This is a genomic window from Micromonospora sp. NPDC048947 (assembly GCF_040649495.1).
GTDB lineage: Bacteria > Actinomycetota > Actinomycetes > Mycobacteriales > Micromonosporaceae > Micromonospora > Micromonospora alfalfae.
Genome location: NZ_JBEZFO010000004.1, coordinates 79,109 through 105,134 on the forward strand (window position 1 = coordinate 79,109; position 26,026 = coordinate 105,134).

General features: G+C 70.9%; 20 protein-coding genes. 15 read left to right on the plus strand and 5 right to left on the minus strand.

Annotated features, from left to right (window positions below):
* Positions 1 to 89 precede the first annotated feature (89 nt).
* The 4 genes from AB0B98_RS07760 (at position 90) to AB0B98_RS07775 (ending at position 5,123) form a co-directional block, all read left to right on the plus strand.
* Positions 90 to 563: an NfeD family protein gene (locus AB0B98_RS07760; protein ID WP_091403880.1), complete on the plus strand. Its 474-nt coding sequence runs from the start codon at positions 90 to 92 to the stop codon at positions 561 to 563.
* A gap of 5 nt (positions 564 to 568) precedes the next feature.
* Positions 569 to 1,675: an SPFH domain-containing protein gene (locus AB0B98_RS07765; RefSeq protein ID WP_238672666.1), complete on the plus strand. Its 1,107-nt coding sequence runs from the start codon at positions 569 to 571 to the stop codon at positions 1,673 to 1,675.
* A gap of 133 nt (positions 1,676 to 1,808) precedes the next feature.
* Complete coding sequence (locus AB0B98_RS07770; RefSeq protein ID WP_357277214.1) at positions 1,809 to 2,576, plus strand: hypothetical protein; 768 nt, start codon at positions 1,809 to 1,811, stop codon at positions 2,574 to 2,576.
* A 345-nt stretch (positions 2,577 to 2,921) separates the two neighbouring features.
* Positions 2,922 to 5,123, plus strand: coding sequence for a transglycosylase domain-containing protein (locus AB0B98_RS07775; protein ID WP_357361456.1), 2,202 nt, complete (start codon positions 2,922 to 2,924; stop codon positions 5,121 to 5,123).
* A 5-nt stretch (positions 5,124 to 5,128) separates the two neighbouring features.
* On the opposite strand, the gene AB0B98_RS07780 is transcribed toward AB0B98_RS07775, so the two are convergent.
* Entirely contained in the window at positions 5,129 to 6,976 is a 1,848-nt protein-coding gene (locus AB0B98_RS07780) for a thiamine pyrophosphate-requiring protein (RefSeq protein ID WP_357361457.1), read from the minus strand.
* A 26-nt stretch (positions 6,977 to 7,002) separates the two neighbouring features.
* Between AB0B98_RS07780 and AB0B98_RS07785 the strand changes: the two genes are divergently transcribed.
* The 3 genes from AB0B98_RS07785 to AB0B98_RS07795 are packed head-to-tail and all read left to right on the plus strand — an operon-like array spanning position 7,003 to position 11,344.
* On the plus strand, positions 7,003 to 7,917 hold the full coding sequence (locus tag AB0B98_RS07785; RefSeq protein WP_357361458.1) for an RNA methyltransferase: 915 nt from the start codon (positions 7,003 to 7,005) through the stop codon (positions 7,915 to 7,917).
* A 47-nt stretch (positions 7,918 to 7,964) separates the two neighbouring features.
* The gene (argG, locus tag AB0B98_RS07790; RefSeq protein ID WP_238672652.1) at positions 7,965 to 9,416 is read left to right on the plus strand and encodes an argininosuccinate synthase; all 1,452 of its coding nucleotides are present in this window, start codon (positions 7,965 to 7,967) and stop codon (positions 9,414 to 9,416) included.
* A gap of 47 nt (positions 9,417 to 9,463) precedes the next feature.
* Positions 9,464 to 11,344, plus strand: coding sequence for a PucR family transcriptional regulator ligand-binding domain-containing protein (locus AB0B98_RS07795; protein ID WP_357361459.1), 1,881 nt, complete (start codon positions 9,464 to 9,466; stop codon positions 11,342 to 11,344).
* 442 nt (positions 11,345 to 11,786) lie between these two features.
* Here the strand turns inward: AB0B98_RS07795 and AB0B98_RS07800 are convergent, their stop codons facing one another.
* Positions 11,787 to 13,136, minus strand: a complete 1,350-nt coding sequence (locus AB0B98_RS07800; protein ID WP_357361460.1) for a hypothetical protein — start codon at positions 13,134 to 13,136, stop codon at positions 11,787 to 11,789.
* Positions 13,137 to 13,218: 82 nt separating this feature from the next.
* Between AB0B98_RS07800 and murD the strand changes: the two genes are divergently transcribed.
* Complete coding sequence (gene murD, locus AB0B98_RS07805) at positions 13,219 to 14,565, plus strand: UDP-N-acetylmuramoyl-L-alanine--D-glutamate ligase (protein WP_357361461.1); 1,347 nt, start codon at positions 13,219 to 13,221, stop codon at positions 14,563 to 14,565.
* Between the two features lie 4 nt (positions 14,566 to 14,569).
* Here the strand turns inward: murD and AB0B98_RS07810 are convergent, their stop codons facing one another.
* A complete protein-coding gene (locus AB0B98_RS07810) occupies positions 14,570 to 15,538 on the minus strand; it encodes a hypothetical protein (RefSeq protein WP_357361462.1) in 969 nt (322 codons plus the stop codon).
* Between the two features lie 86 nt (positions 15,539 to 15,624).
* Here AB0B98_RS07810 and AB0B98_RS07815 point away from each other — a divergent pair, with 86 nt between their 5' ends.
* Together AB0B98_RS07815 and AB0B98_RS07820 are read left to right on the plus strand one after the other, a co-directional pair.
* The gene (locus AB0B98_RS07815) at positions 15,625 to 16,494 is read left to right on the plus strand and encodes a hypothetical protein (protein ID WP_357277154.1); all 870 of its coding nucleotides are present in this window, start codon (positions 15,625 to 15,627) and stop codon (positions 16,492 to 16,494) included.
* Between the two features lie 31 nt (positions 16,495 to 16,525).
* Positions 16,526 to 17,338 carry a hypothetical protein gene (locus AB0B98_RS07820; RefSeq protein ID WP_357361463.1) on the plus strand — a complete coding sequence of 271 codons (813 nt, stop codon included), beginning with the start codon at positions 16,526 to 16,528 and terminating at the stop codon, positions 17,336 to 17,338.
* Here AB0B98_RS07820 and AB0B98_RS07825 read toward each other — a convergent pair.
* Positions 17,322 to 18,218 carry a glutamate cyclase domain-containing protein gene (locus tag AB0B98_RS07825; RefSeq protein ID WP_357361464.1) on the minus strand — a complete coding sequence of 299 codons (897 nt, stop codon included), beginning with the start codon at positions 18,216 to 18,218 and terminating at the stop codon, positions 17,322 to 17,324. The two genes, AB0B98_RS07820 and AB0B98_RS07825, sit on opposite strands and share 17 nt — an antisense overlap.
* Before the next feature lie 239 nt (positions 18,219 to 18,457).
* On the opposite strand from AB0B98_RS07825, the gene AB0B98_RS07830 reads away from it, so the two are divergent.
* The 5 genes from AB0B98_RS07830 (at position 18,458) to AB0B98_RS07850 (ending at position 24,799) form a co-directional block, all read left to right on the plus strand.
* Positions 18,458 to 19,756, plus strand: coding sequence for an aspartate aminotransferase family protein (locus tag AB0B98_RS07830; RefSeq protein WP_357361465.1), 1,299 nt, complete (start codon positions 18,458 to 18,460; stop codon positions 19,754 to 19,756).
* Entirely contained in the window at positions 19,753 to 21,240 is a 1,488-nt protein-coding gene (locus AB0B98_RS07835) for a CoA-acylating methylmalonate-semialdehyde dehydrogenase (protein ID WP_357361466.1), read from the plus strand. Before AB0B98_RS07830 ends, AB0B98_RS07835 begins: the two co-directional genes overlap by 4 nt.
* 274 nt (positions 21,241 to 21,514) lie before the next feature.
* Positions 21,515 to 22,930 carry an N-acetylglucosamine/diacetylchitobiose ABC transporter substrate-binding protein gene (gene ngcE, locus AB0B98_RS07840; protein WP_357361467.1) on the plus strand — a complete coding sequence of 472 codons (1,416 nt, stop codon included), beginning with the start codon at positions 21,515 to 21,517 and terminating at the stop codon, positions 22,928 to 22,930.
* A gap of 64 nt (positions 22,931 to 22,994) precedes the next feature.
* Positions 22,995 to 23,903 (plus strand): sugar ABC transporter permease, encoded by a 909-nt coding sequence (locus AB0B98_RS07845; RefSeq protein WP_238672637.1) that lies wholly within the window; start codon positions 22,995 to 22,997, stop codon positions 23,901 to 23,903.
* Positions 23,900 to 24,799 carry a carbohydrate ABC transporter permease gene (locus AB0B98_RS07850; RefSeq protein WP_357361468.1) on the plus strand — a complete coding sequence of 300 codons (900 nt, stop codon included), beginning with the start codon at positions 23,900 to 23,902 and terminating at the stop codon, positions 24,797 to 24,799. Before AB0B98_RS07845 ends, AB0B98_RS07850 begins: the two co-directional genes overlap by 4 nt.
* Positions 24,800 to 24,996: 197 nt before the next feature.
* Here the strand turns inward: AB0B98_RS07850 and AB0B98_RS07855 are convergent, their stop codons facing one another.
* Positions 24,997 to 25,968 (minus strand): SDR family oxidoreductase, encoded by a 972-nt coding sequence (locus AB0B98_RS07855; RefSeq protein ID WP_357361469.1) that lies wholly within the window; start codon positions 25,966 to 25,968, stop codon positions 24,997 to 24,999.
* Between the last annotated feature and the right edge of the window lie 58 nt (positions 25,969 to 26,026).

A 26,026-nucleotide genomic window follows, 5' to 3' on the forward strand; every position in this document is an offset into this window, starting at 1 on the left:
TGGTGTTCTGACGGGCCGGAAAAGGTCTCGCCGAGCCTACTGATCTTCACGGGTGGGCTGCTCGTGCATTCGCGTGTCACGATCGGGGGGTGGACGCCGTGGTGTGGATCGTTTTGGGTGTGCTGCTGGCCGTCGCCGAGATTTTCACGACGACGCTATTTCTGATCATGTTCGGGGCCGGTGCGTTCGCCGCCGCCGGTGCTGCCGCCCTGGGCGCGCCGGTCGCCGTGCAGGCGCTGGTCTTCGCTGTGGTGTCGGCGTTGAGCCTGGTGGTGGTCCGACCGGTTATCCGGCGGCACAGCCGCTCCGCGCTGGAGAGTGGCGAGCAGCCGTTCGGCGTGGAGGCGATCGAGGGCTCCACGGCGCTGGTGCTGGAACGGGTGGACGCCGAGCAGGGTCTCGTCAAAATCGACGGTGAGTTGTGGAGCGCCCGGTCGTACGACACGACACAGGTCTACGACCCCGGTCAACGGGTTCGGGTGATAAAGGTCCGGGGCGCGACAGCCCTGGTGTGGCAGGACGATGTTTCTTCCGCCGGCGAGCTGCCGGAATCGAGAGGGTGAACGGGATGACCTTAATCGGGGTGGTGGTGATCGCGGTGGCGTTGATCGCCGTGATAACGCTGGCCAAGGCGGTACGGATCGTGCCGCAGCAACGCCAGGACGTGGTGGAACGGCTCGGCAAGTACAAGCGCACCCTCAGCCCCGGCCTCAACCTGCTGGTGCCGTTCATCGACGCGGTCCGTACCAAGGTCGACATGCGGGAGCAGGTGGTCAGCTTCCCGCCGCAGCCGGTGATCACCTCGGACAACCTGGTGGTCTCGATCGACACTGTCCTCTACTTCAAGGTGGTCGACTCGGTCCGGGCGACCTACGAGATCTCCAGCTTCCTCCAGGCCATCGAGCAGTTGACCGTCACCACGTTGCGTAACGTGATCGGTTCGCTCGATCTGGAGCGGGCGCTGACCAGCCGGGACGAGATCAACCGGCACCTCTCGGGTGTGCTTGACGAGACCACCGGCCGCTGGGGCATCAAGGTGACCCGGGTCGAGATCAAGGCGATCGAGCCGCCGGCCAGCATCCGCGACTCGATGGAGAAGCAGATGCGCGCCGAGCGGGACCGCCGCGCGGCGATCCTGACCGCCGAGGGGCACAAGCAGTCGGTGATCCTCACCGCCGAGGGTGACAAGCAGTCGGCGGTGCTGCGCGCCGACGGTGACCGCCAGGCCCGGATCCTGCAGGCCGAGGGTCAGGCGAAGGCGATCCGTACGGTCTTCGACGCGATCCACCAGGCCAACCCGAGCCAGAAGGTGCTCGCCTACCAGTACCTGCAGGCTCTGCCGCAGATCGCCCAGGGCAGCGCCAACAAGGTCTGGATCGTCCCGGCCGAGCTGACCAAGGCCCTGGAGGGGATGGGTGGCGCGCTCGGTGGGCTGAGCCAGATGGTCGGGGACCTGCCCGCACCGGAGGCCGCGGACCAGGCGAGCCAGGTCGAGCGCGAGGCCGCCGAGGCGGCGCAGGCCGCGGCGGACGCGGCCCAGCAGATCCACGACGAGGTACGCGTCGCCGAGGCGCAGGCCACCGGCGGCAAGGGGCGGCAGGGGCTGCCCGCACCGGAACCGGTGTCGCCGACCAGCCTCGTCGAGGACCCGGCCGACCAGCGTGAGCGCGGCTGATCACGGCTTAATACGAGAAAGACTCATGGGGCGCTCCGACGCCTGCCACGATCGGTCCTAGGACGGGTGGTGACCAGGCAATCGGGGCGCCCCGGCGCGTCGGTGCACCGCTCGACGACGAGCGAGGTGACGCATGAAGGATCCGGCGAATCGGATGTGGTCCTCGGCCCCGGTGCCCGGCGCACATGACCCGGTCGCCCCGCTGGGCTCCCGGCGCAGCGGTGGCGGGTTCGGCGTACTGCCCTTCGTCGGTGAGCCGACCCCGGGCGCCCCCGCCACGAACGCCAGTTGGGCCTGGTCGGTGCGCCGGTTCGCGCGGGCGGCGGTCTGGCTGCTGCCCGCGTACGCCATCCTCTACGGCGCGGTGGCGATGGCCAGCGACGGAGGGGTGGGCAACGACCCCTATCCGGCCAACGGCCGGGCGGTGTACCTGATCGGCTGGGTGGCCGCGGTCTGGCTCGGTCTGCTCGCGCTGCTGGCCCTCACCGGGCTGCTGGCCGCGACCCGCAGCCGCCGGGTGGCCGCCGCCGGGCTACTGGTCAGCATCGCCGGCACCGTGCTGATGCTGCCGTTCGCCGGGTTCGAGGAGCAGACGCCGGTCTTCGGCACCACCGCGCGGTCGCTGGTCCTGCTCGGGGCCACGTTCTACAGCGCGGGCTGGTTCCTCACCGGGTGGGCGGTGGCCCGCTCGGGCACCTTCAGCCTCGGCGACGGCGTCATGTTGATCATCGCTGCGCCGCTGCTCGGCCTCGGCGGTGCCCTGATCGGCTCGTTGCAGACCTTCGGCGCGATCTTCGTACTGATCGCCGGCATCGGCATCGGCTACCGCTCCGGCCGCCTGATGCCCCGCGAAACCGCCAGAGACGCCGCCACCGCCAGCCTGAGTACCCCAAACCCCTAACCTACCCACCCCGCCCCACCCCGCCCCACCCCACCCACCCACCCACCCCACCCACCCCACCCACCCACCCCACCCGGCCTCAGGCCCACCCCTCGCCTGTTGATCATGAAGTTATTGCGCTCGGCTACGGCGTGTCGTGGCAATAACTTCATGATCAACGCGGGGCCGGGGCCGGGGCCGGGGCCCGGCCTTCGGTCGACTCTGAACCTTTTGGCGAGCCCGTGATCACTGGGGTGGGGGTCGGAGGGGGTGGGGTGGGAGTTGGCTGGTGGGTGGGCGTGAAGTTGCTGACAATCGCCGGGTGGGGGTGGTCGGTTGGCGCTTTTTGTGGCAATCCTGGGTTGCATGGCCGCCCCCCGCTCGCCGCTGTCGCGGCTGTTCACAGTGCTGCTCGCCGGCGTGTTGGCCGGGCTCGTCCTGGCAGTCGCCGCCCTGCCGGGCAACCTGCTCCTCGGGCTCACGGCCCGCTCCGCGCTCGGGTCGTACGCCGCGTTGCCGGCCTCGCTGAAGACCCCGGCCACGCCGCAGCGTTCGTACCTCTACGCCAACGACGGCAAGACGCTGATCACCACGTTCTACGACGTGAACCGCACCGACGTCCCCCTGTCGGAGATCGCCCCGGTCATGCGGCAGGCGATCGTGGCGGCAGAGGACCGGCGCTTCTACGACCACGGTGGCGCGGACCTACGCGGCCTGGCCCGGGCGTTGGTGGCCAACGTCAAGGGTGGCGGCACCGAGCAGGGCGGCTCGACGCTGACCATGCAGTACGTCCGTAACGTGCTCAAGACCGATCCCACCCGCACCGCCGAGGAACGCGCCGCCGCCACCGATCCCACGGTGGGCCGCAAGATCCAGGAGATCCGGTACGCGAGTGCGCTCGACAAGAGCCTCGGCAAGGACGAGATCCTCGACAGGTACCTGAACATCGCCTACTTCGGCTCCGGGGCGTACGGGATCGCGGCGGCCAGCCAGCGGTACTTCGGCAAGCCTCCGGCGCAGCTGACCCTCGGTGAGTCGGCCCTGCTGGCCGGTCTGGTGCAGTCCCCGGACGCGTACAGCCCGATCAGTGGCGACAAGGACGAGGCGCTGGCCCGCCGGTCGTACGTGCTGGACTCGATGGTCGCCACCAACGCGATCACCGCCGCGCAGGCCGCCCAGGCCAAGGCCGAGCCGCTGGCCCTGCACCCCACCGCCCAGCCCAACGGCTGCACCGCCGTCTCCCAGGGTCACGACGACTGGGGCTACTTCTGTGACTACCTGCGCCAGTGGTGGCTGACCCAGCCGGCCTTCGGGGCCACCGTCGCGGAGCGCGAGCAGGCACTGCGGTCGGGCGGCTACACGGTGGTCACCTCGCTGGACCCGAAGATCCAGGCCACAGCGCAGCAGCAGGCCACCAAGGTCTACTCCTACGACAACAAGCGGGCCCTGCCGATCGCGGCGGTCCAGCCGGGCACCGGGCGGGTGTTGGCGATGGCCGTCAACAGGCACTACAGCCTCGCCGACAACCCGGCCGGGCAGGCGAACTACCCGAACACCGTCAACCCGCTGATCTCCGGCGGAGCCAGCGTCGACGGGTACCAGGCGGGTTCCACGTTCAAGCTGTTCACCATGCTCGCCGCGCTGGAGTCGGGCCGTACCCTCTCCACCGGTTTCGACGCGCCCGCCAAGCTGCCCACCCGGTACGCCGCCGAGGGGCCGGGCAGCTGTGACGGCCGCTGGTGCCCGGCGAACGCCAACCCGGACTGGATGGACGGGTACCGGATGATGTGGGACGGCTTCGGCCGCTCGGTGAACACCTACTTCGTCTGGCTGGCCGAGCAGGTCGGCCAGGACAAGGTGGTCGAGATGGCGCAACGGCTCGGCATCACGTTCCGCGCCGACTCGGACGCCGCCTTCGCCAAGAACAACGCCGCGAACTGGGGTTCGTTCACCCTGGGCGTGGCGGCCACCACCCCGCTGGACCTGGCCAACGCGTACGCCACGGTGGCCGCCGACGGCACCTACTGCACGCCGGTGCCGGTGGTTTCGGTGACCGGCGCGGACGGCGCGAAGGTGCCGGTGGGGCAGCCCTCCTGCAAGCGGGTGCTCGACGCCGACGTCGCCCGTGCCGCGACCGACGCGGCGCGCTGCCCGGTGGGTCAGCAGTCGGCGTTCGGGCAGTGCAACGGTGGCACCGCCACCGGTGTGAACGACATCCTCGACGGCCGACCGGTGGCTGGTAAGACGGGTAGCTCGGAGCAGAACTCCACCGAGACGTTCGTCGGCTTCACCCCGCAGGTCGCGGTGGCCGGTATCGCCGCCAACCCGGACGACCCGGCCGACTCGGTGGGCTCGGCGGTGCAGACCAAGGTGATCGACGCGGTCGCCCGGGTCATCGCCACCGCAGTGAAGGGCCAACCGGAGAAGGCGTTCGCCGCACCGAGCCACGAGCTGGCCGGCGACCCGCACCGCCCGGTGGAGCGCCCGACGGTCCCGAACCGTCGACAGGACCCCACCACCGACGACCCCCGCTCGGCCCTCCAACGCTGGCTCGACCGCCGAGGCTGACGGTCTCAGCGGTCTCGGCGGCGGGGGCGGTAGCTGGCCACTGTGGCGGGGATGCCGCGGCGGATGATTCCGGCCCAGTCGGTGTCGCCGCGTAGCACCGCGGCGGCGGTCTTGCGGGCCTGCTCGACTGTGAAGTGCGGTGGCAGCATCAGCTCCGCCGGGTCGACCAGGGCGTTGATCACCACCGGTCGGTCGGCGGTGAGCGCCCGGTCCCAGACGTCCCGTACCTGATCCGGTGAGTCGATCAACTCGCCGTGCAGCCCGAGCACCTCCGCCCACTGGTGGTAGGCGATGTCCGGCAACTGCTGGCTGTCCGGGAACATCGGTGTCCCCTCGGTGGAGCGCTGTTCCCAGCTGACGAACGCCAGATCCCGGTTGTTGAGCACCAGCACCACGAAGCGCGGGTCGGCCCAGCTGCGCCAGTACTTCGCCACGGTGATCAGCTCGTTGACGCCGTTCATCTGCATGGCGCCGTCGCCGATCAACGCGACCAGCGGCCGGTCCGGGTGGGCGAACTTGGCGCTCAGCGCGTACGGCATGGCGCCGCCCATGGACAGCAGCGTGCCGGAGAGGCTGGCCAGCATGCTGGGGCGTACCTGGATGTGTCGGGCGTACCAGGCGGTGGTGGTGCCGCAGTCGACAGCGAGCAGCACGTCGTCGGGCAGCCGTTCGTTCAGCGTGTGGAACAGCAACTGCGGGTTGACCGGGTCGGCGGTCTGCTCGGCCAGGTCGTGTTGCACCCGACGCCACGCCGAGGTGGCCTCGGTGACCTCCGCCCGCCAGGCGGTCGGCCCGGGGCCGGGGCCCAGCTCGTTCAGCAACGCCCGCAGGGTGGGGCGGGCGTCGCCGGTCAGGTTCACCTCGGTCGGGTAGCGCAGCCCGAGCTGGGTGCCGTCCAGGTCGATCTGCACCGCGCGGGCCTGCCCGGGCTGCGGGTAGAACTCCGAGTACGGCATGTTGCTGCCCACGATCAGCAGCCTGTCGCAACCGCTCATCAACTGCCAGCTCGGTCGGGTGCCGAGCAGTCCGATCGCGCCGGTCACCCACGGCTCGCGGTGGTCGACGGCGGTGAAGCCGAGCAGCGCGGTGGCCACGCCGGCCCCGAGCCGATCAGCGATCTCGCGGACCTCGTCGCGCGCGCCGAGGGCGCCCTGCCCGACCAGCATGGCCACCCGCTGCCCGCCGCGCAGGACCTCGGCCGCCCGGCGTACGTCGGCCTCCGGTGGCACTGTCGGTGTGCTGCTCGGCGCGTTGCTGGTCTGGTAGTAGCCGTGCGCGTGCGGCGGGTTCGGTACGGCCGGCTCGTCCTGGATGTCCAGGGGTAGGACCAGGGCGGTGACGGTACGCCGGGCCAACGCCGTCCGGCACGCCCTGTCGACCAGGTGGCGGACCTGCGCCGGATTGTCGAGCTGGGCCAGGAACGCCGCGGCCACGTCTTTGTAGAGGGCGAGCAGGTCCACCTCCTGGTAGTAGCCGCCGCCCTCGGCGGTGGTCGCTGTGTGCCCGACCAGGGCGATCACCGGTTGGTGGTCGAGCTTCGCGTCGTACAGGCCGTTGAGCAGGTGGATCGCGCCCGGCCCGCTGGTGACCAGGGCGCAGCCCAGCGGCCCGCCGCCGTACTTGACGTGCGCGGAGGCGGCGAACCCGGCGGTCTCCTCGTGGCGGACCTGGATGAACTGGGCCCGCCCGTTGGTGCGTTGCAGGGCGGAGGTCATGCCGTTGATGCCGTCGCCGGGGTAGCCGAAGTAGCGGTGCACACCCCAGCTGAACAGCCGCGACACGATGTGGTCGGCGACGGTCGGACGCCGGGGCAGAGCGCCCGCCTCGTCCGGCGTGGTGTCGTCTGCGCTCACCTGGCTGGTCCTTCCCGTCGCGTCCGATGCTACGCCGGTCATTCCCCTTCTTATTCGGACAAAACACATCGTCGAGCGGGCGTCGGAGCGCGCTGCCCGGCGTCCGGCAGAATCGTCCGGTGCCCGTACACCAGATCACCGACCCTGACGACGACCGGATCGCCGACTACCGGGCGCTCACCGACGTCGAGCTGCGCACCCGCTGGGAACCACCGCACGGCCTGTTCATCGCCGAGGGGGAGCTGGTGCTGCGCCGGGCGTTGCGCGCGGGCTATCCGGCCCGGTCGTACCTGGTCGACGCCAAGCGGGTCGACCAGCTCGCCGACCTGGACACCGGCGACGCTCCGGTGTACGCCGCGACCCAGGACGTGCTGCAACGGGCCACCGGCTTCCACGTACACCGGGGGGTGCTGGCGTCGTTCCACCGCCAGCCGCTGCCGACGGCGGCCGAGGTGCTCGCCACCGCGCGCCGGGTCGTCGTCCTGGAGGACGTGAACAACCACACCAACCTGGGCGCGATCTTCCGGGGGGCCGCCGCGCTCGGTGTCGACGCGGTGCTGCTCTCGCCGACCTGCGCCGACCCGCTCTACCGGCGCAGTGTCCGGGTCAGCATGGGTGAGGTCTTCGCGATGCCGTACGCGAAGCTCGACCGCTGGCCCGAGGGCCTGGACCAGGTACGGGAGGCCGGCTTCACGGTGCTCGCGATGACGCCCGCGCCGGACGCCGTACCGATGCAGCGGTTGACCCCGGCCCAGCGGGAGCGGGCGGCGCTGCTGCTCGGCGCCGAGGGGCCCGGCCTCACCGCGGCGGCCCAGGCCGCCAGCGACGTGCGGGTGGTCCTGCCGATGCGGCGCGGCGTGGATTCGTTGAACGTGGCCGCCGCGGCGGCGGTGGCGTTCTGGGAGCTGGGACGCGACGACCCGACGTCCGACGGCGAGTAGACCGCATCAGCTTGCATGGCCATGCGTTCTATTGCATAATTTTCCCCGTGTCCAAGGTTCTCACCTCCCTGCCCACCGGCGAACGTGTCGGCATCGCCTTCTCCGGCGGCCTCGACACCTCGGTCGCTGTCGCGTGGATGCGCGACAAGGGCGCCATTCCCTGCGCCTACACCGCCGACATCGGCCAGTACGACGAGCCCGACATCGCCTCGGTGCCCGGTCGTGCGCTCAGCTACGGCGCCGAGCTTGGCCGCCTGGTCGACTGCCGCGCCGCCCTGGTCGAGGAGGGCCTGGCCGCGCTGACCTGCGGCGCCTTCCACATCCGCACCGGCGGACGGGCGTACTTCAACACCACCCCGCTGGGCCGCGCCGTGACCGGCACCCTGCTGGTCCGCGCGATGGTCGCCGACGACGTCCAGATCTGGGGCGACGGCTCGACCTTCAAGGGCAACGACATCGAGCGGTTCTACCGCTACGGCCTGCTGGCCAACCCGATGCTGCGCATCTACAAGCCGTGGCTCGACACCGCCTTCGTCACCGAGCTGGGTGGGCGTAAGGAGATGTCCGAGTGGCTGCTCGAACGCGGCCTGCCCTACCGGGACAGCACCGAGAAGGCGTACTCGACCGACGCCAACATCTGGGGCGCCACGCACGAGGCGAAGACCCTGGAACACCTCGACACCGGCATCGAGACCGTCAACCCGATCATGGGCGTCCGGTTCTGGGACCCGTCGGTGGAGATCCCGACCGAGGACGTCACCATCGGCTTCGACCAGGGTCGCCCGGTCACCATCAACGGCAAGGAGTTCGGCAGCGCCGTCGACCTGGTGCTGGAGGCCAACGCCATCGGCGGCCGGCACGGCCTGGGCATGTCCGACCAGATCGAGAACCGGATCATCGAGGCCAAGAGCCGGGGCATCTACGAGGCGCCCGGTATGGCTCTGCTGCACTACGCGTACGAGCGGCTGGTCAACGCCATCCACAACGAGGACACCCTGGCGAACTACCACAACGAGGGTCGCCGCCTCGGTCGGCTGATGTACGAGGGCCGCTGGCTGGACCCGCAGGCGCTGATGCTGCGCGAGTCGTTGCAGCGGTGGGTCGGCACGGCGGTCACCGGCGAGGTGACGTTGCGGCTGCGTAGGGGCGAGGACTACTCGATCCTGGACACCACCGGCCCGTCGTTCAGCTACCACCCCGACAAGCTGTCGATGGAGCGTACCGAGGACTCGGCCTTCGGCCCGTCGGACCGGATCGGCCAGCTCACCATGCGCAACCTGGACATCGCCGACTCGCGGTCGAAGCTGGAGCAGTACGCCTCCCTCGGCCTGGTCGGCGGCGGGAACCCGCAGCGGATGATCGGCGCCGCGCAGGCCGCCTCGACCGGGTTGATCGGCGCGATGCCCGAGGGCGGCGCGGAAGCCATCGCCTCCCGGGGCGTCGCCTCGGCTGAGGACGAGGCGCTCGACCGCGCCGCTATGGAGTTCGGCGTCGACTGACCCCTCGCGCCGGTGGCAAGTCGAGTTCCGGGGTCACGGACGGTAGCGTGTCGGCCGTGTTCCCTACCGTCCGTGAGGTCCTCGCCCTGGACCCGGTCCGCCACGGCGCGCCCCGCGTGGTCGCCGGCGACGAAGGGCTGGACCGGCCCGTCCGGTGGGTGCACGTCGCCGAGGTGCCGGACATCGCCACCCTGCTCGGCGGTGGCGAACTGGTGCTCACCACCGGCATCGGTCTGCCCGCTCACGACGCCGGGTTGCGCGCGTTCATCGGTGACCTCGCCGACGTCGGAGTCTCCGGGCTCGTCGTCGAGCTGGGCCGCCGGTACGTCAGCGGGGTGCCCCGGGTGATGGCCGCCGCCGCCGAGCGGCGTGGGTTGCCCCTGGTGGAGCTGCGCCGGGCCACCCCGTTCGTCCGGATCACCGAGGCGGTGCACGCGCTGATCGTCGACGCGCAGCTCACCGAACTACGCGCCACCGAGGAGATCCACCAGCGGTTCAACGACCTGTCGGTGGAGGGCGCCGACGCCGCTGAGGTGATCCGACAGGCCGCCGAGCTGTCCGGTTGCCCAGTGGTGCTGGAGAACCTGTCCCGGCAGGTGCTCGGGTACGACCCGGCGGGCGAGAGCGCCGAGTTGCTGCTGGACGGCTGGGAGCAGCACTCCCGGCGGATCCGCCCGGCCGGGCGGACCGCGTACGACCCGGACAGCGGCTGGCTGGTGACCACCGTCGGCGCCCGGGGGCAGGACTGGGGTCGGCTGCTGCTGCGCTGGCCGGCCAGCGGCGACGTGCCCGGCGCCCAGGCCGTCGAACCGACAGCGGGCTCGCCCACCCGACTCACCATCCTGATCGAGCGGGCCGCGTCCACCCTCGCGCTCGGCCGGCTGATCCGCCGCGACGCCGAGGGCCTGGAACGGCAGATCCACCGCACCCTGCTCACCGCGCTGCTCGACCACTCCCGCCCGGTGGACGAGGTGGGGCTGCGGGCAAAGGCGCTCGGCGTGGTGCTCGACCGGCGGCACCTGGTCGGCGTGATGGTCCGGCACCGCGCCGACGACCCCGCCGGGGAGGTCGGCCCCGAAGCCAGCCAGGCCCGGCTACGCGATCTCTCCGAGGCGGTCGGCCAGGCCCTGCGGGAGGCGAAACTGACCGCGCTGACCAGCGCCGTCGACGACAACTCGGTGGGCGCGCTGCTGGCCCTACCGGACCCGGCCGCCGAGGACCGCGCGCTGTCCGCGTTCGCCAGCGCCCTTCGTCAGGTACGCCTCGACGCCGGCACCGGCCGACCGGCACCCGGTGTCGAACCGGCGCGGGCCGCCTCCGGCGTCGACGTGTCCCGCTCCGCAGCCGACGCTTCCCGTGCGGCAGTCGGCGTCGACACGGCCCGCACGGGCTTCGGCGTGGATCCGACCCGCGCGGCGTTCGGTGTCGAGGCCGCTCGGTCGGTGGTCGGTGTCGACCCGTTCCGGGGAACTGGCCAGAGTGGCGTGATCGTGGCCGCCGGCTCCGGAGTGGGCACACTGCGGGAAGCCCGACGGTCGCTGGTCGAGGCGCGGCAAATCGCCGAGGCGGCCCGGCGGGACCGGCGTGACCTGCCGATCTTCCGGCTGCCGCACGTCGGTCTGGCCGGGCTGCTGCACCTGCTGCGCGACGAGCCCCGCCTACAGACGTTCGTGGAGCGCGAACTCGGCGCGCTGCTGGAGTACGACGCCCGGCACCCCCGGGAACGGCTGCTCGACACCCTGCGCGCCTACCTGGAGCAGGGGCGCAACAAGTCCGCCGGCGCCGCCGCCGCCCACCTGTCCCGGCCGGCCTTCTACGAACGCCTGGCCCGCATCGCCCGCATCCTCGACGTGGACCTGGACTCGGTAGAGGCCAGCCTCTCCCTACACGTCGCCCTACTGGCCCTGGAAGCAGTCCGCACCCCCTAACCCCCGGGCCGGACTCCACCCCGCCCCACCCCCACCCCACCCTCGCCCCGCCCCCGCCCGCGTCGATCAAGGAGTTGTGGTGGGGGGCAAACGTCGCGAAAACGTCTATTGCGCCCACCGCAACGCCATGATCGACGCGTGCCGGGGTCGGCCTGGCGTAGGGGTGGGCATAGAGGGCCGGGACGCTATCGAGTTGATGTCGTAAACGAATCGCGCGGCGCGGCGCGGCTCGGCTGGGCGCGGCGCGGCCCGGCTCGGCGCGGCCCGGCTCGGCGCGGGTCAATCGCGCCCTGATTCGTTTACGACATCAGCTCCAAAGGAGCAGGGGCACACTGCCCGGGGCGGGGCGGGGCGGGGCGGGGCGGGGCGGGGCGGGGCGGGGCGGGGCGGGGCGGCGCGGGGCGAGGCGAGGCGAGGCGGGGAAAGTGGGTCCGCTTCCGAGTCAGGTGAGGGTGGTCAGGGCTTTTGCGTAGGTGGGGGGGATGTGGTTGGGGCCGCCGGGGGTGAAAACGTCCGAGTTGGCCACTGCCGACCAGGCCGTCTCCGGGACGGCGTCGACAAGGGCCTGGATCACCGGGGCGTCGCGCCACTGGTCCTGCTCGGCGAGCAGGCCGAGGGCCACCACCGACTCCTCGACCTCGCCCACGCACTCGAACGGCTTGTGCCCGTCCACGCCCAGCAACTCGCGGTAGCCGGGGATCTGCGACTCGTCGGCCAGCAGGTCGCCGCCGAAGATGCCCACCACCCGCTCCCGGGGCATGAACGGCGCCATGGCCAGGAAGACGAAGCGGCACTTCGGGCAGTCACGGCACCAGCGCTCACTCGCGTCGCGCAGCTTGAACGCCTGGTTGCAGCTCGTCACCACGCCGTCGTACCGGGTGAACTCGGCGAACAGCCGGGCGATGTGCAGCTCGGACAGCGAACGCAGCAGGGAGAAGTACGGGTCGGTCAGGCCGGCGTGCTCGGCCAGCGACGCGCGCAGCAGCCCCTCCGCCTCGACGCCCTTGGACCACTGGTGGTTGATCTCGTGGCCGTTCCAGACCAGGTTCGGGTCGGACGCCGAACGCTCGTTGGACATCACCACCGGGCCCAGCCCGTGCAGGACGGCGGTGGCCACCGCGATCAGGGAGTTGATGGCGGTGACCGGGATGTGCCCGTTCAGCGCGCCGGCTGCGTTCAGGTCGAACAGCACCGGGTCGATGCGCCGCCGGGCGGCCAGCGGAACCAGCCCGGACGCCTCGTTGACGGCGACGATCACGTGGTTCGGGTTGACCGAGAAAGGCACCGGGTCCAGCTCGGCGCGGCGCAGCGCCTCCAGGCTGACGATCGAGTCCTTGCCGCCGCCGACCGCTGACAGCGGGCGACGGTCCGAGTCGTCGTACACCCGGGGAGACTCCGGCGTCCCGGCCGGCACCTCGGGGCGCAGCTCGAGCACGTGCGGCAGTTGGTTGCGGTACGCGTACTCCGCGAGGCCCTTCGTGTAGACGGCCGTGACGTAGTCGACGGTGGCCGCGCCCAGCGGCGTCGGCAGCAGGAGTCGGGGCGGCGCGGCGGCCTTGTAGTAGCTGACCCCGGCGACGAGGTGCAGCACCTCCAGCACCCGGTTGAGGGTCGCCACCGTCTCGTCGGAGGGCGGCTCCGCCGGCAGCGGAAGCGTGATCACCTCGGTGAACCGTTGCTCACCGGCCGGGCCGGTAAGGGCGTAGTCGAACAACACCTCGCCGGTGGCGAAGTCGATCGAGTAGGACGGGAAGGTGAAGGCGTCCATCCGCCGGAGCTGCTCGTTGGGCACACGCCATACTAGGCCCTGGTTCGTCCGGCCGTGTCCGGACCGGGCCCTGCCAGCCGCCGCCGTGACCCCCGAGGAGAGCCCCGTGCGCCTTTCTGACCTGCGCGGACGTACCGTTGCCGTCTGGGGCACCGGTCGGGAGGGCCGGGCCGCTGTGACCGCCATCGCCGCGCACGGCCCGGCCGAGCTGGTCGCTGTCGACGACAGCGCGAACTTCCTGTCGCTGCCCTGGGACGGTCCACTGGCCGAGGCGGCGCCGCTGGTCACCGGCGAGGCGGGCTTCGAACGGCTGGCCGCCGCGGACGTCGTGGTCCGCTCTCCGGGCGTGCCGCAGACCCACCCGTGGCTGATCGAGCTGCGCCGCCGCGGGATCCTGGTGACCCAGGGCACCGCGTTGTGGATGGCCGACCACGCCGCGCGCACCGTCGGGGTCACCGGCAGCAAGGGCAAGAGCACCACCTCCAGCCTGATCAGTCATCTGCTCACCGCGATGGGCCGGCCGAACGTCTTTGGCGGCAACATCGGGGTGCCGACCCTGGACCTGCCGGAGGCGGAGCTGTACGTGCTGGAGCTGTCCAGCTACCAGTGCAGCGACCTCACCGACTCGCCCCGGGTGGCGGTGGTCACCGCGCTCTTCCCCGAGCACCTGGACGCGCACGGTGGGGAACGGGAGTACTACCGGGACAAACTCAACCTGCTCGCCCACGACCCGCAGACGATCGTGGTCAACGGCGGCGACCCCCGGCTCGCCGCCGAGTTGGGTGAGCTGCCGGCGGTCCGTGCCGGTCGCCCCGACACCACCCACGTCGCCACCGGCGCCGACGGCACACAGTGGTTCCACTTCGGTGACCAGCCGCTCTTCCCGCGAGCGGTGCTGCCGCTGGTCGGCCGGCACAACGAGGGCAACCTCTGCGTCGCGCTCGCCGTGCTCGACGCGCTCGGCGTGGACGTGGTGGCGAACAAGGACCACCTGGCCGTCGCGGTCGCCGAGTTCCAGGGGCTGGCCCACCGGCTCACCGAGATCACCGACCCGTCCGGGCTGACGTTCGTCGACGACACGCTGGCCACCAGCCCGTACGCGGCCATGCACGCCATCGACGCGTACGACGGGCGGCCGTTGACGGTGATCGTCGGGGGCAACGACAGGGGTCTGGACTACACGCCGTTGGCGGAGCACCTGGCCGAGCGGGAGCTGACAGTGATCGGGATTCCGGACAGCGGCACCCGCATCGTCGAGGTGCTCGCCGGCCTGCCGAAGGTGCGTACCGAACTGGTCGACGACCTGGTGGACGCGGTCCGGCTGTCCCGCGAGGTGACCCCGGCCGGCGGGGTGGTTCTGCTGTCCCCGGCGGCGCCCAGCTACGGCCGGTTCCGCAACTTCGAGCACCGCTCCGAGGTCTTCGCCCAGGCCGTCGCCGACACCGCCCGCTGAGCTGTCAGCGCTGGTGTAGCCCGGCGTGCAGGGCACGCATCGAGCGGATCGCCGAGCGGATCTCCTGGAGGTAGCGCCCCGGCGTGAGCGTCTGCTCGGGCAGCACCGCGAGGTCGGCCAGCGTCGGGTCCACCCCGACCGTGTCGATGGCGCACCCGTACGGCACGGCCAGCGTGCGTAGCGCGTCGCAGTGCTGGAACGGCACGTAGATCGGCGCGGTGACCATCAGGACCTTGTCGCCCGGCGCGAGCCGGACGTGGCCGGCCCAGAACCGCTGGGTGTCGGCGGTGTGGGCCCGCCGCTGGTCCGGTTCGCTGGACGGTGCGGCCAGCACGCGGACCGGCGGCAGCCCGTCCGGTCGGTAGGTCCGCGACGACCAGGAGTGGTGCGGGTGGCCGGCGTCGACGCCGTCCTGCTCCGCCGGGGTGGCCACCTCGAACACCCGGCGGACGGCTGTGTCCAGCACGTCCACCTCGGTTTCGTCGGCCGGCAGGCCCGCCTCGGCGAGGGTGCGGCGTTCCCAGTCCGACAGTGGTCGGAAGCTGCCCAGGACGGCGACCTCGCCGCTGACCGGCAGGCCGGTGCGGAGCAGGTGCGCGGCGTAGCCGACGCGGCGTACGCAGGCGTGCGCCAGGCCGCCGAGCACCACCAGGTGGGCGTACGCCGACCGGGCCGGCGGCACCGGGTGGATCAGCCCGAGCGCGGCGGCCGCGTCGAGCACCAGTGTCGCGGTGGCCGGGTCGAGGTCGGGCTCCCGGGCGTCGGGTCGTTCCCGGCCGCCCCGGAAGTCCCAGTGGCGGGCGGAGAAGTCGTCGAGGAAGCGGAGCACGTCGGTGAGGTCACCGTCGGGCCAGGTGCCGCCGAAGTGGGCGACCAGGCCGCGGAGCGGGGTGGAGCAGACCCAGGTTCGGACTTCCGCCGTGATCCGCTCGTCGTCTGTTCCGCTCGACGCCGCCGCGTCCGCTCTGTGCACAGCCGGATGCTACCGGCCCGCTGCGGCGGGGCCTCTGGTTGTGGTCGCTGTCTACGCTGGCGGGAACGGCTGATTGGGGGATCTCGATGACCCGTGACGTGGCCCGTCAGCGGTTGCGGGAGGGCGGCTCCACCGCCGGCTTCGTCCGGCTGGTGGCGCACACCGATCCGGTGGCGTTGGTCGGCATCACGCTGTCGATCACCCTCAGCATCGTGCTCGACCTCAGCAACGCCGCCTCCGGGGTGGAGTCGCTGTTGGCCGGCCTGATGGGCATCACCATCTCGCTGTTGGTCGACTCGCTGGCCCGCGCGGAGCGCCGTTTCCACCTGCGCACGCTGTTGGACGGCCCGCCCTGGCTGGTCCGCACCACCACGGAGCTGGCCGGGGCCATGCGGTCGGCTGCCGAGCAGCACGCGGGCACCCGGGTCGCGGTGGAGGCGCAGCGCCGCTACGAGCAGTTCCGGTTGGAGGCCGAGCAGCTCGCGGACGGTCGGATCATCCGGCGCGGTGACGAGGACGAGGATCTGGTCGGCGCGACCCGCGCCTGCGTACGTCGGCTGGACGGGTTGACCAACGTGATGCCCCGGGTGAGCGGCGAGTTGAGCTGGTGGCGCAGTGAGATCGGCCGCCGCTACTGGGAGGCCAACGTGGAGGCCCTGCAACGGGGTGTCCAGATAACCCGGGTCTTCGTCTACGCCACGCTGACCGACGATCTGTCCGCACTGGTGGAGAAGCAGCGCGCGGCCGGGGCACGGGTGGGTCTGCTGCCCCTCGGGGTGGTGAGTCCGCATCTGCACGTGAACTTGACACTCTGGGACGGGTCGAGCTGTTGGGAGGCCCACATGACCGCGCACGGCGAGATCGGCGAGAATCAGTTCTCGGTCAACCGGACGGATGTCGCTCGGCTCACCCGCGTGTTCGACCTCTGCGCGAACGCCGCGACCTTCCAGGACTGACGGCCCCCATCGGGGCGGGAACGGGTGAGCCATGACGTGGAGCGCGGTCCTGCTGGTGACGGCCGTGGTCTGGGCGGTCAGCGTGATCCGCTCCGTCCGGCTCCGCGCGTTGGTCTACAGCCTGCCGCTGCCGATGACGCTCGCCCTGGTGACCACCGAGTACCGGGTGGACGGCGCGCAGGTGCTCGGCGTGCTCGGGCTCAACCTCTTCTTCGTCACAGTGGCGGTCACCCACCAGCGGTGGCGTTGGCCGATCCTGCTCGCCGACGTCGCGGGGATCGCCGTCTACGTGGCGCTGAGCGCCGGCCTGTTGGCTGTCGACATTCCGTTCGAGGTGGCCCTCGCCGTCACGCTGGTGCTCTGGCTGGCGGCCATCCTGTGGTTGCGCCGTCGCGCCCTCCGACGTGGCGCTTCCGCCGACGAGGCGGTCGCCGTCGCGGAGACCCGCCCGGACGGGCTGCCGGTGTTGCTCAAGCTGGTGGTGATCTTCGTTGGGGCGGTCCTCACCGCGCTGCTCGGCGCGGTGCTGCGCGGCATGGTGGTGACGTTCCCGTACTCGGGGGTGCTGGTCGCCGTCGAGGCCCGCCGGCAGTTGGCGGAGTTCAGTGGGCACTTCGCCCGCAACAGCCTCGCGCTGGTCGGCTTCCTCACCGCGTACCACTACCTTCAGGACGTCTCGTCGGCTGCGGCGCTCGGTGCCGGCTGGGCGGCCTTCGCTGTGGTCGCCGCCGCCCTGCACCTGCCGTTGCGCCCCCGCCAGGTCGCGCACGCCCGAGCGGCGAGCCGCCCGCCGAGGGCACTGCGGCCGGCGACCGAGCCACAGACGCCTACCGGCCTGCCCTGACCAGCTCGGCGATCCGGGTGAGCGGTTCGGCGTACGCGGGCCAGTCGAGGCCGTCGACGCTGAGCGTGGGGCGGCGGCGTACGCCGTCCACCGCGCCTGCGCGCACCATCGCGGTCAGCAGGTCGTACGACCAGGCGGGCTCCAGCAGTGTCCGAAGCTCGGGCACCTCCGGGCGCAGCAGCGTCAGCGCGCCGACGAGGGCGGCGGCGGCCCAGTTGGACGTGCCGCCGACGAGCAGCGCGTCAGCGCCCACCACGCACCGGATCCGCTCGCCCGAGGCGACCACCCGTCCGATCAGGTCCGCCGGTAGGCGGCCCATGCCGAGTTCGTTGCCGCCGTCGCCGATCCCGATGCGGTACGCCGACCCGCAGGTGTAGAGCCGGTCCAGGGGTGCGGTGTGCGCGCCGATGTCCTCACCGCGCATGTTGCGGGGCCGTCCGTCCACTCCGGGCCCGACCCGTTCGCAGGCGATGAGGTGGGTCAGCCGGCCGTACTCGGGGCGGAGGACTGCGGCCCACTCTTCGTACTCCCGTAGCGGCGCGACGTCGACCGGCAGGCCCGGCGCGGCGGCGGCGACTGCCGCCTCGACCACCGGGGCGCAGGGCTCGTCGGTGACGAGCCGGCACCGGCCACCGAGCAGGCGCAGGGCGGCGGCGATCTGGACCGCGCCGAGCGGGCCGTCGGTCTCCGCGGCGGGTGGCTCGGCCCCGGGGATGAAGAACCCGGTGAACACCGCGGCGTCGGGCGCCCCGGCGGTGGCGAGCGACCGGGCGGCGGCCAGCAGTCCACCCGCCGCGGGCGCTGCCAGCGCCTCGCTGCCCCGGCCCACCTCGCGCGCGGCGACGCGCTCCAGCTCGGCGATCGTCTCTTCGATGCGCACCGCGTGCCTCCCCGGCGAGAGTGGACCGACCCACTGTAGCGGTGGGCGGCCATGCTGCGGATCGAGTGGAAGTATGCCGTCAACGCTGCTGAAATCGGCGGTCAATAATGACCATAGCCGTGGAAAGCGTTGACGTGCTGTCAGGTCGGGGCACCCATGCGCTACAGGCTGACAGTTGTTCGCATCGGCCGGCGGTGGGAGCGTGCGATATCCACGAACGCCGCTGAAGGGTTGCCACGATGACCGACGACCTGCTGGCCCGGCACCGGGCCGTGCTCCCGTCCTGGATGCCGTTGTACTACGCCGAGCCACTCGAACTGGTCTCCGGCTCGGGTCGCCGGGTCACCGACGCGCAGGGGCGCAGCTATCTGGACTTCTTCGGCGGCGTGCTGACCAACATGATCGGGTACGACATTCCGGAGATCCGGGAGGCCGTGGAGCGGCAGCTCGCCACCGGCATCGTGCACACCTCGACGCTCTACCTGATCCGCCAACAGGTGGAGCTGGCCGAGAAGATCGCCCAGCGCTCCGGCATCCCGGACGCCCGGGTGTTCTTCACCAACTCCGGCACCGAGGCGAACGAGGCGGCGCTGCTGGTCGCCACCAATCACCGCCGCTCGCACCAGATCCTGGCCGTGCGCAACAGTTACCACGGCCGGTCGTACGCGGCGATGGGCGTCACCGGCAACCGCAACTGGTCGGCCAGCGGCCTCAACCCGCTCCAGGTGGCCTGGCTGCACTCCGGTGACCGGCTGCGCGGCCTGCTGGCCCGGCTCGGCGCCGACGAGCAGGTCGACGCGGCGGTGGAGGACCTGCGCGAGGTGCTGGCCACCCAGACCGCCGGTGACGTGGCCGCGCTGATCGCCGAGCCGATCCAGGGCGTGGGTGGTTTCGTGCACCCGCCGGACGGGCTCTTCGCCGGCTGGAAGAAGGTCCTCGACGAGCACGGCATCCTGTTCATCGCCGACGAGGTGCAGACCGGCTGGGGGCGTACCGGGGAGCACTTCTGGGGTTACCAGGCGCACGGCGTCACCCCCGACCTGCTCACCTTCGCCAAGGGCATCGGCAACGGTTTCGCACTGGCCGGGGTGGTCGGCCGGGCCGAGGTGCTGGAGTCGGTGCCGGCCATCAGCTTCTCCACCTTCGGCGGCAACCCGATCTCCACGGCGGCCGGCAACGCGGTGCTCGACTATCTGATCGCGCACGACCTCCAAGCGAACGCGGCCCGCGTCGGCGCGATCCTCGCCGACGGCCTGCGGTCCGCGGTGGGCGGTCTCGACTGCGTCGCCGAGGTACGCGGAAAGGGGCTGATGCTGGGCGTCGAGTTCGTCCGTCCGGGCGGCGGTGAGCCGGATCCGGCGCTGACCAACCTGGTTTTCGAAGCCGCCCGAAACGGTGGCCTGCTGACCGGCAAGGGCGGGCTCTACGGCAACGTGCTGCGGATGGGTCCACCGTTGACGTTGACCGAGGAGGAGGCCCGTGAGGGTCTGGCGATCCTCGTCGACGCGATCCGTTCGGCTGCGGGGGTGGCGGCATGAGCATCGGTCACTTCATCGACGGCAAGCGGGTCGAAGGCACCTCCGAGCGGCGCGGCGACGTGTTCGACCCGGCGACCGGACGGCGTACCACAGTTGTCGAGCTGGCCTCGACGGCGGACGTCGACGTGGCGGTGCAGGCCGCCGCCCGCGCGGCGCGGGCCTGGCGGGACGCGTCGCTGGCCCGGCGGTCCGCTGTGCTGTTCGCCTTCCGCGAGTTGGTGCACTCCCGGCGGGACCGGCTCGCCGAGGTGATCACCGCCGAGCACGGCAAGGTGCTCGCCGATGCCGCCGGCGAGGTGCAGCGCGGCCTGGAGGTCATCGAGTACGCGTGTGGCCTGCCGTCGGCGCTGCGCGGCGCGTTCAGCGAGAACGTGTCCGCCGAGGTCGACTCGTACACGATCCGGCAGCCGCTCGGCGTGGTCGCGGTGATCTCCCCGTTCAACTTCCCGGTGATGGTGCCGCTGTGGTTCGTGCCGGTGGCGGTGGCCTGCGGCAACGCGGTGGTGCTCAAGCCGAGCGAGAAGGACCCGAGCGCGGCGCTGCTGCTGGCCGAGTGGTTCGCCGAGGCGGGCCTGCCCGACGGGGTGCTCAACGTGGTCAACGGCGACAAGGAGGCGGTCGACGCGTTGCTGGAGCACCCGGAGGTGCGGGCGGTGTCGTTCGTCGGCTCCACGCCGATCGCCCGGTACGTCTACCAAGGCGCAACGGCAGCCGGCAAGCGGGTGCAGGCGCTCGGTGGGGCGAAGAACCACATGGTGGTGCTCCCGGACGCCGATCTGGACCTGGCCGCCGACGCGGCGGTCAACGCCGGGTTCGGCTCGGCGGGGGAGCGGTGCATGGCCATCTCGGTGCTGGTGGCGGTGGAGCCGGTGGCGGACGCGCTGGTCGAGCGGATCGCCGCGCGGGTGACCGGTCTGCGCACCGGCGACGGCCGACGGGGCTGCGACATGGGCCCGTTGGTGACCGCCGCGCACGCGGCGACTGTGCGCTCCTACGTGGACGCGGGTGTCGCCGCCGGCGCGGTGCCGGTGGTGGATGGGCGCGACGTGACGCCGGACGGCGACCCGGACGGTTTCTGGCTCGGCCCGACGCTGTTCGACAGGGTGACCCCGGACATGTCGATCTACACCGACGAGATCTTCGGGCCGGTGCTGAGCGTGGTCCGGGTCGGCTCGTACGACGAGGCGGTGGACCTGGTCAACGCCAGCCCGTACGGCAACGGCACGGCGATCTTCACGAACGACGGTGGGGCGGCCCGGCGCTACCAGCACGAGGTGGAGGTGGGCATGGTCGGGATCAACGTGCCCATTCCGGTGCCGATGGCGTACCACTCGTTCGGCGGCTGGAAGTCGTCACTCTTCGGTGACCTGCACGCGCACGGCGAGGACGGGGTGCGCTTCTTCACCCGGGGCAAGGTCGTCACCAGCCGCTGGTTGGATCCGCGCCACGGCGGGGTCAACCTCGGGTTCCCCACCCAGACCTGACGCTCGCCGCCGACAACACCAGGCCGGCCCGCCGCGAGGTGGGCCGGCCTTCGTCGGCGTACCCCCGGATTCTCGGGGTGCGACGGCCCGGCGGCGTCGGTCCCTGCGGCTGGTGGTGATAACGGTTCGACAGTCAGGACTTGAAGTCCGAGCCCGGCTGTCGTAGAAATTCTTCAGCAACAGAGCATGAACTGAAGAGAACTACCGCCCCTCGCGCGGCGGACGCCTCCCCCCACAGACCGGCGATCCGCCCGACCCGACCCGAGGAGAACCCATGAACAGGCGTGACATCCTGCGGCGCAGCGCCGCCGCCGGCCTCCTGGCCACCCCCGCCGCCGGTCTGCTGTCCGGCTGCGCCACCGGCGGTGGCGGTGACAAGAACGACGCGGAGACCTACCGGGGCACCAAGAGCGCGCAGAACCCGCTCGGCGTGAAGGAGGACGCCCCCCTCGAAGTGGTGATCTTCGGCGGTGGGTTCGGAGAGGAGTACGCCAAGGCCCACGAGGCCATGTACACCGAGAAGTACCCGAAGGCGAAGATCAAGCACTCCTCCACCCAGGAGATCAGCAAGACCCTCCAGCCGCGCTTCGTCGACGGCTCCCCCCCGGACGTGGTCAACAACTCCGGCACCGGCCAGATCGACTTCAACGGCCTGGTCAGCCAGAACGCCCTCGCCGACCTCGGTGAGCTGCTCGCCGCCCCGAGCCTCGACGCGCCCGGCAAGACCGTCAAGGACACCCTGCTGCCCGGTGCTGTCGAGATCGGCTCCTACGACGGCAAGTTCCTGGTGCTCAACTACACCTACACCGCCTACGGCATCTGGTACTCCAACAAGCTGTTCACCGAACGCAAGTGGGAGTACGCGAAGACCTGGGAGGAACACATCGCGCTCTGCAAGCAGATCAAGGCCGCCGGCATCGCCCCCTGGACGTACGCCGGCCTGCACCCCCGCTACATGAGCTGGCCGCTGATCTCCACCGCGATCAAGTTCGGCGGCCCGTCGGTGGCCCTCGCGCTCGACAACCTGGAGCCGAACGCCTGGAAGTCCGACTCGATGAAGGCCGCGGCCGACGCCTGGCACCAGATCGTCAAGGACAAGTACATCCTGGAAGGCTCGCCCGGCCTGGACCACAAGCAGTCGCAGACCGCCTGGTGCCAGGGCAAGGCCGCATTCATCTCCTGCGGCTCCTGGCTGGAGAGCGAGCAGAAGGACGTCACCCCGGCCGGATTCAACATGACCATCGCGCCGACGCCGAGCCTGGGCAGCGGCGACAAGCTGCCGTTCGAGGCGATCCGCGGCACCGCCGGGGAACCGTTCCTGGTGCCGGCCAAGGCCCGCAACGTCGCCGGCGGTCTGGAGTACTTCCGGACCATGCTGTCCAAGAAGGGCGCCCAGGACTTCACCAGGAAGGTCGCCAGCCTCACCGTCGTCGCCGGCGCCAGCGAGGGAGTCGAGCTGCCGTACGGGCTGAACACAGTGGTCAAGGCCCTCGACGCGTCCGGCACCAACGGCTTCAACTGGGTCTACAACAACTACTACCGCAAGTTGGAGCGCAACCTCGTCGACGCCGCGTGCGGCGAGTTCTTCAGCGGCCGGATCGGCCCCGCCGAGTTCCTCGAACAGTGCCAGAAGGGCGCCGACTCGATCGCCCAGGACAGCTCGATCAAGAAGTACAAGCGAGCGGCCTGACCGCCCGGCCGGTGGGGGAGAGATCCACCCCCACCGGCCGTCCCCCCTCGGAGAGGTCCCTCCCGTGAAACATGGCAAGTGGCCGCTGATCGTCACGTTCCTGGTGCCACCGGTGCTGCTGTACGTGTTCTTCGTCGTCTCGCCGTACTTCCAGGCGTTCCAGATCTCCACCACCGACTGGCTCGGCTACTCGGCCGACGCCAACCCGGTCGGACTGGCCAACTTCAAGACCCTCTGGCACGACGACTACGTGTGGAACGCGTTGAAGAACAACGCGATCCTGCTGGGACTGGTGCCGGTGCTGACCATCGTGCTCGGGCTCTTCTTCGCCACCATGCTCGCCATGGGTGGGCGCAAGGGCAGTGCCGGCGTCACCGGCGTACGCGGCGGCGCGCTCTACCGCACCGTCTACTTCTTCCCGCAGGTGCTCTCCGTGGTGATCATCGCGTTGCTGTGGAAGGAGGTGTACCACCCCAACAAGGGGCTGCTCACCACCGCTCTGCACGGCCTCGGCCTGCCCGCCCCGACCTGGCTCGGCGACCCGGCGACCGCCTTCTGGTGCGTGCTCGCGGTGATGGTCTGGAGCAACGTCGGCTTCTACGTGGTGCTGTTCGGCGCGGCGATGTCGGCAGTGCCGAAGGAGATCTACGAGGCCGTCCTGCTCGACGGCGCGTCCCGGTTCACCACACTGCGCCGGGTCACCCTGCCGCTGCTCTGGGACACCGTCCAGGTCGCCTGGGTCTACCTGGCCATCTTCGCCCTGGACGGGTTCATCCTCGTGCAGCTGATGACCAACGGCGGGCCGAACTTCTCCACCGACGTGATCGGCGTACGCATGTACGACACCGCCTTCGGCAGCGAGACCAAGTTCGGCTACGCCTCGGCCATCGGCGTGGTGATGTTCTTCCTGACCCTCTCGGTGGCGGTGCTGTCGCTGCGCATCGGCCGGCGCGAACGGATCGAGTACTCGTGACCACTCTGGATCAGCCCACAGCGACCGCCCCCACCCCGGTCACCAGCGGGGACCGCCCAGTACGTCGGGAACTCGGCGTGGCCAACGCCCTCTCGCACGGCTTCCTGCTGCTCTGGGGCCTGCTCACCGTGCTGCCACTGCTGTGGATGTTCATCAGCTCGTTCAAGACCAACGGTGAGATCCTCGCCGACCCCTGGGGGCTCCCCGGCGCGCTGCACCTGGACAACTGGGCGCGGGCCTGGACCGGCGCGCACATCGGTAGGTACTTCCTCAACAGCCTGGTGGTGGTGACCGGCTCGGTCAGCCTCACCATGCTGATGGGTGCCACTGCCGCGTACGTCTTCGCCCGCTACGAGTTCCGCGGCCGCCAGGTCGTCTACTACCTGTTCGTCGGCGGCCTGATGTTCCCGGTGTTCCTCGCCCTGGTGCCGCTCTTCTTCGTGGTCCGCAACGCCGGTCTCTTCAACACCTGGCTCGGGCTGATCCTCGTGTACGCGGCCTACTCGCTGCCGTTCACCGTGTTTTTCCTGACCGCCTTCTTCCGGACCCTTCCGACCTCGGTGGCGGAAGCCGCGCTTGTCGACGGCTGCGGTCACTTCCGGCTCTTCTTCCGGGTGATGCTGCCCATGGCCCGTCCGGGAATGATCAGTGTGGCGATCTTCAACTTCCTCAGCCACTGGAACCAGTTCCTGTTGCCGCAGGTGCTCTTGCAGGGCGACGAGTCCAAGTGGATGCTGGCGCAGGGGCTGTTCGCGCTGTCGGTCAGCCAGGGGTACGCCGGCGACTACGCTCGACTGTTCGCCGGGCTGAGCATCGCGGTGCTCCCTGTGCTCGCCGTCTATGTGGCCTTCCAACGGCAGGTGCAGGCGGGCCTCACCGCAGGGCAGCTCAAGTAGCGTCCGTCAGTGCCTCCCGGCCATCGGGGCGGCTACCCCGCGTACTCCGGGCGACTGTGGCGACCTCCAGGCAGCTCGGGTCTGACCGATCCTGATCAGTCGGGATCGCTCGACGTGCGCGCTGCCCGACGTGCGTCGGGCCCTGGAGATCCGGTCGACACCGGCTCGGCGCGCCGACGCGCCGAGCCGGCCGGTCCTCAGATCGCGAGAGCCCCGCCATCCACCGGGAGGAGTACACCGTGGATGTGTGAGGCGTCCTCACTGGCAAGGAAGATCACGGCAGCGGCGGTGTCCTGCACGTTGCCCGTACGCCTGTCCGGGTTGCTCTCGGCGAGCTTCTCCAGAAGGGGGCGGAGGTCTTCGTTCCCCTCCGTGATGGTCGGCCCGGGGGCGACGGTGTTCACCCGCACACCGTCGGCGGCCAACTCCGCGGCCCACGACCTCGTCAGCGAGTGCAGGCCCGCCTTGCTGGCGCCGTACAGCGAAGTGAACTTGATCCCGTCCACGCCGCCGATCGAGCCGATGTTGATCACGGAGCCGCCACCGCGCTCCACCATGCCGGGCACCAGGGCCGCCGTCAGAAGGAACGGGGCCTTGACGTTGACCTCGAGCACCTTGTCGATCTGTTCCTCGGTCGACTCCGTCATGGGGTGGGGCGGCACGAGAAAGGCCGCGTTGTTGACCAGGATGTCGATCGGCCGACCCGCCAGGGTCGTCGCCTCGTGTGCGAGGCGGCGGATCTCGACGCCGCCCGCAGAGAGGTCCGCCTCGATGAAGTGGGCGATGCCTCCCTCCGCGACGATTCCGTCGACGACCTGAGCGCCCTGCTCCGCGCCGAGTCCGGTCACGACGACGATGGCGCCCTCGCGGGCCATCGCCTCCGCCACGCCGCGCCCAATTCCGCTCGTTGACCCGGTGACCAGTGCGGCGCGCCCTTCGAGACGATTCATGTCAGTACCTCCGGTTCTGAACCTCTCCTGAAACTCGTTAGTTGCTTGAACAAGCAAGCATATCTCCTGATTCCCTGGCGGTACGGGCTCTGGTGCAATGCCACCACTGGAGGACGGGTGCCGAGAACGCATCTCCCGGAATCGGCAGTCCTCGACCGCGGCCACGGCTTCGGCGAGCGCTGCCCAGCCGCCCAGCCGCTCAGGGCCGGGGTAGGCCACGCGGATACGCGGCCGCCTGCCGCCGTGAGCGCGCTCGTCTCGGGTGCCGCGCGTCGGT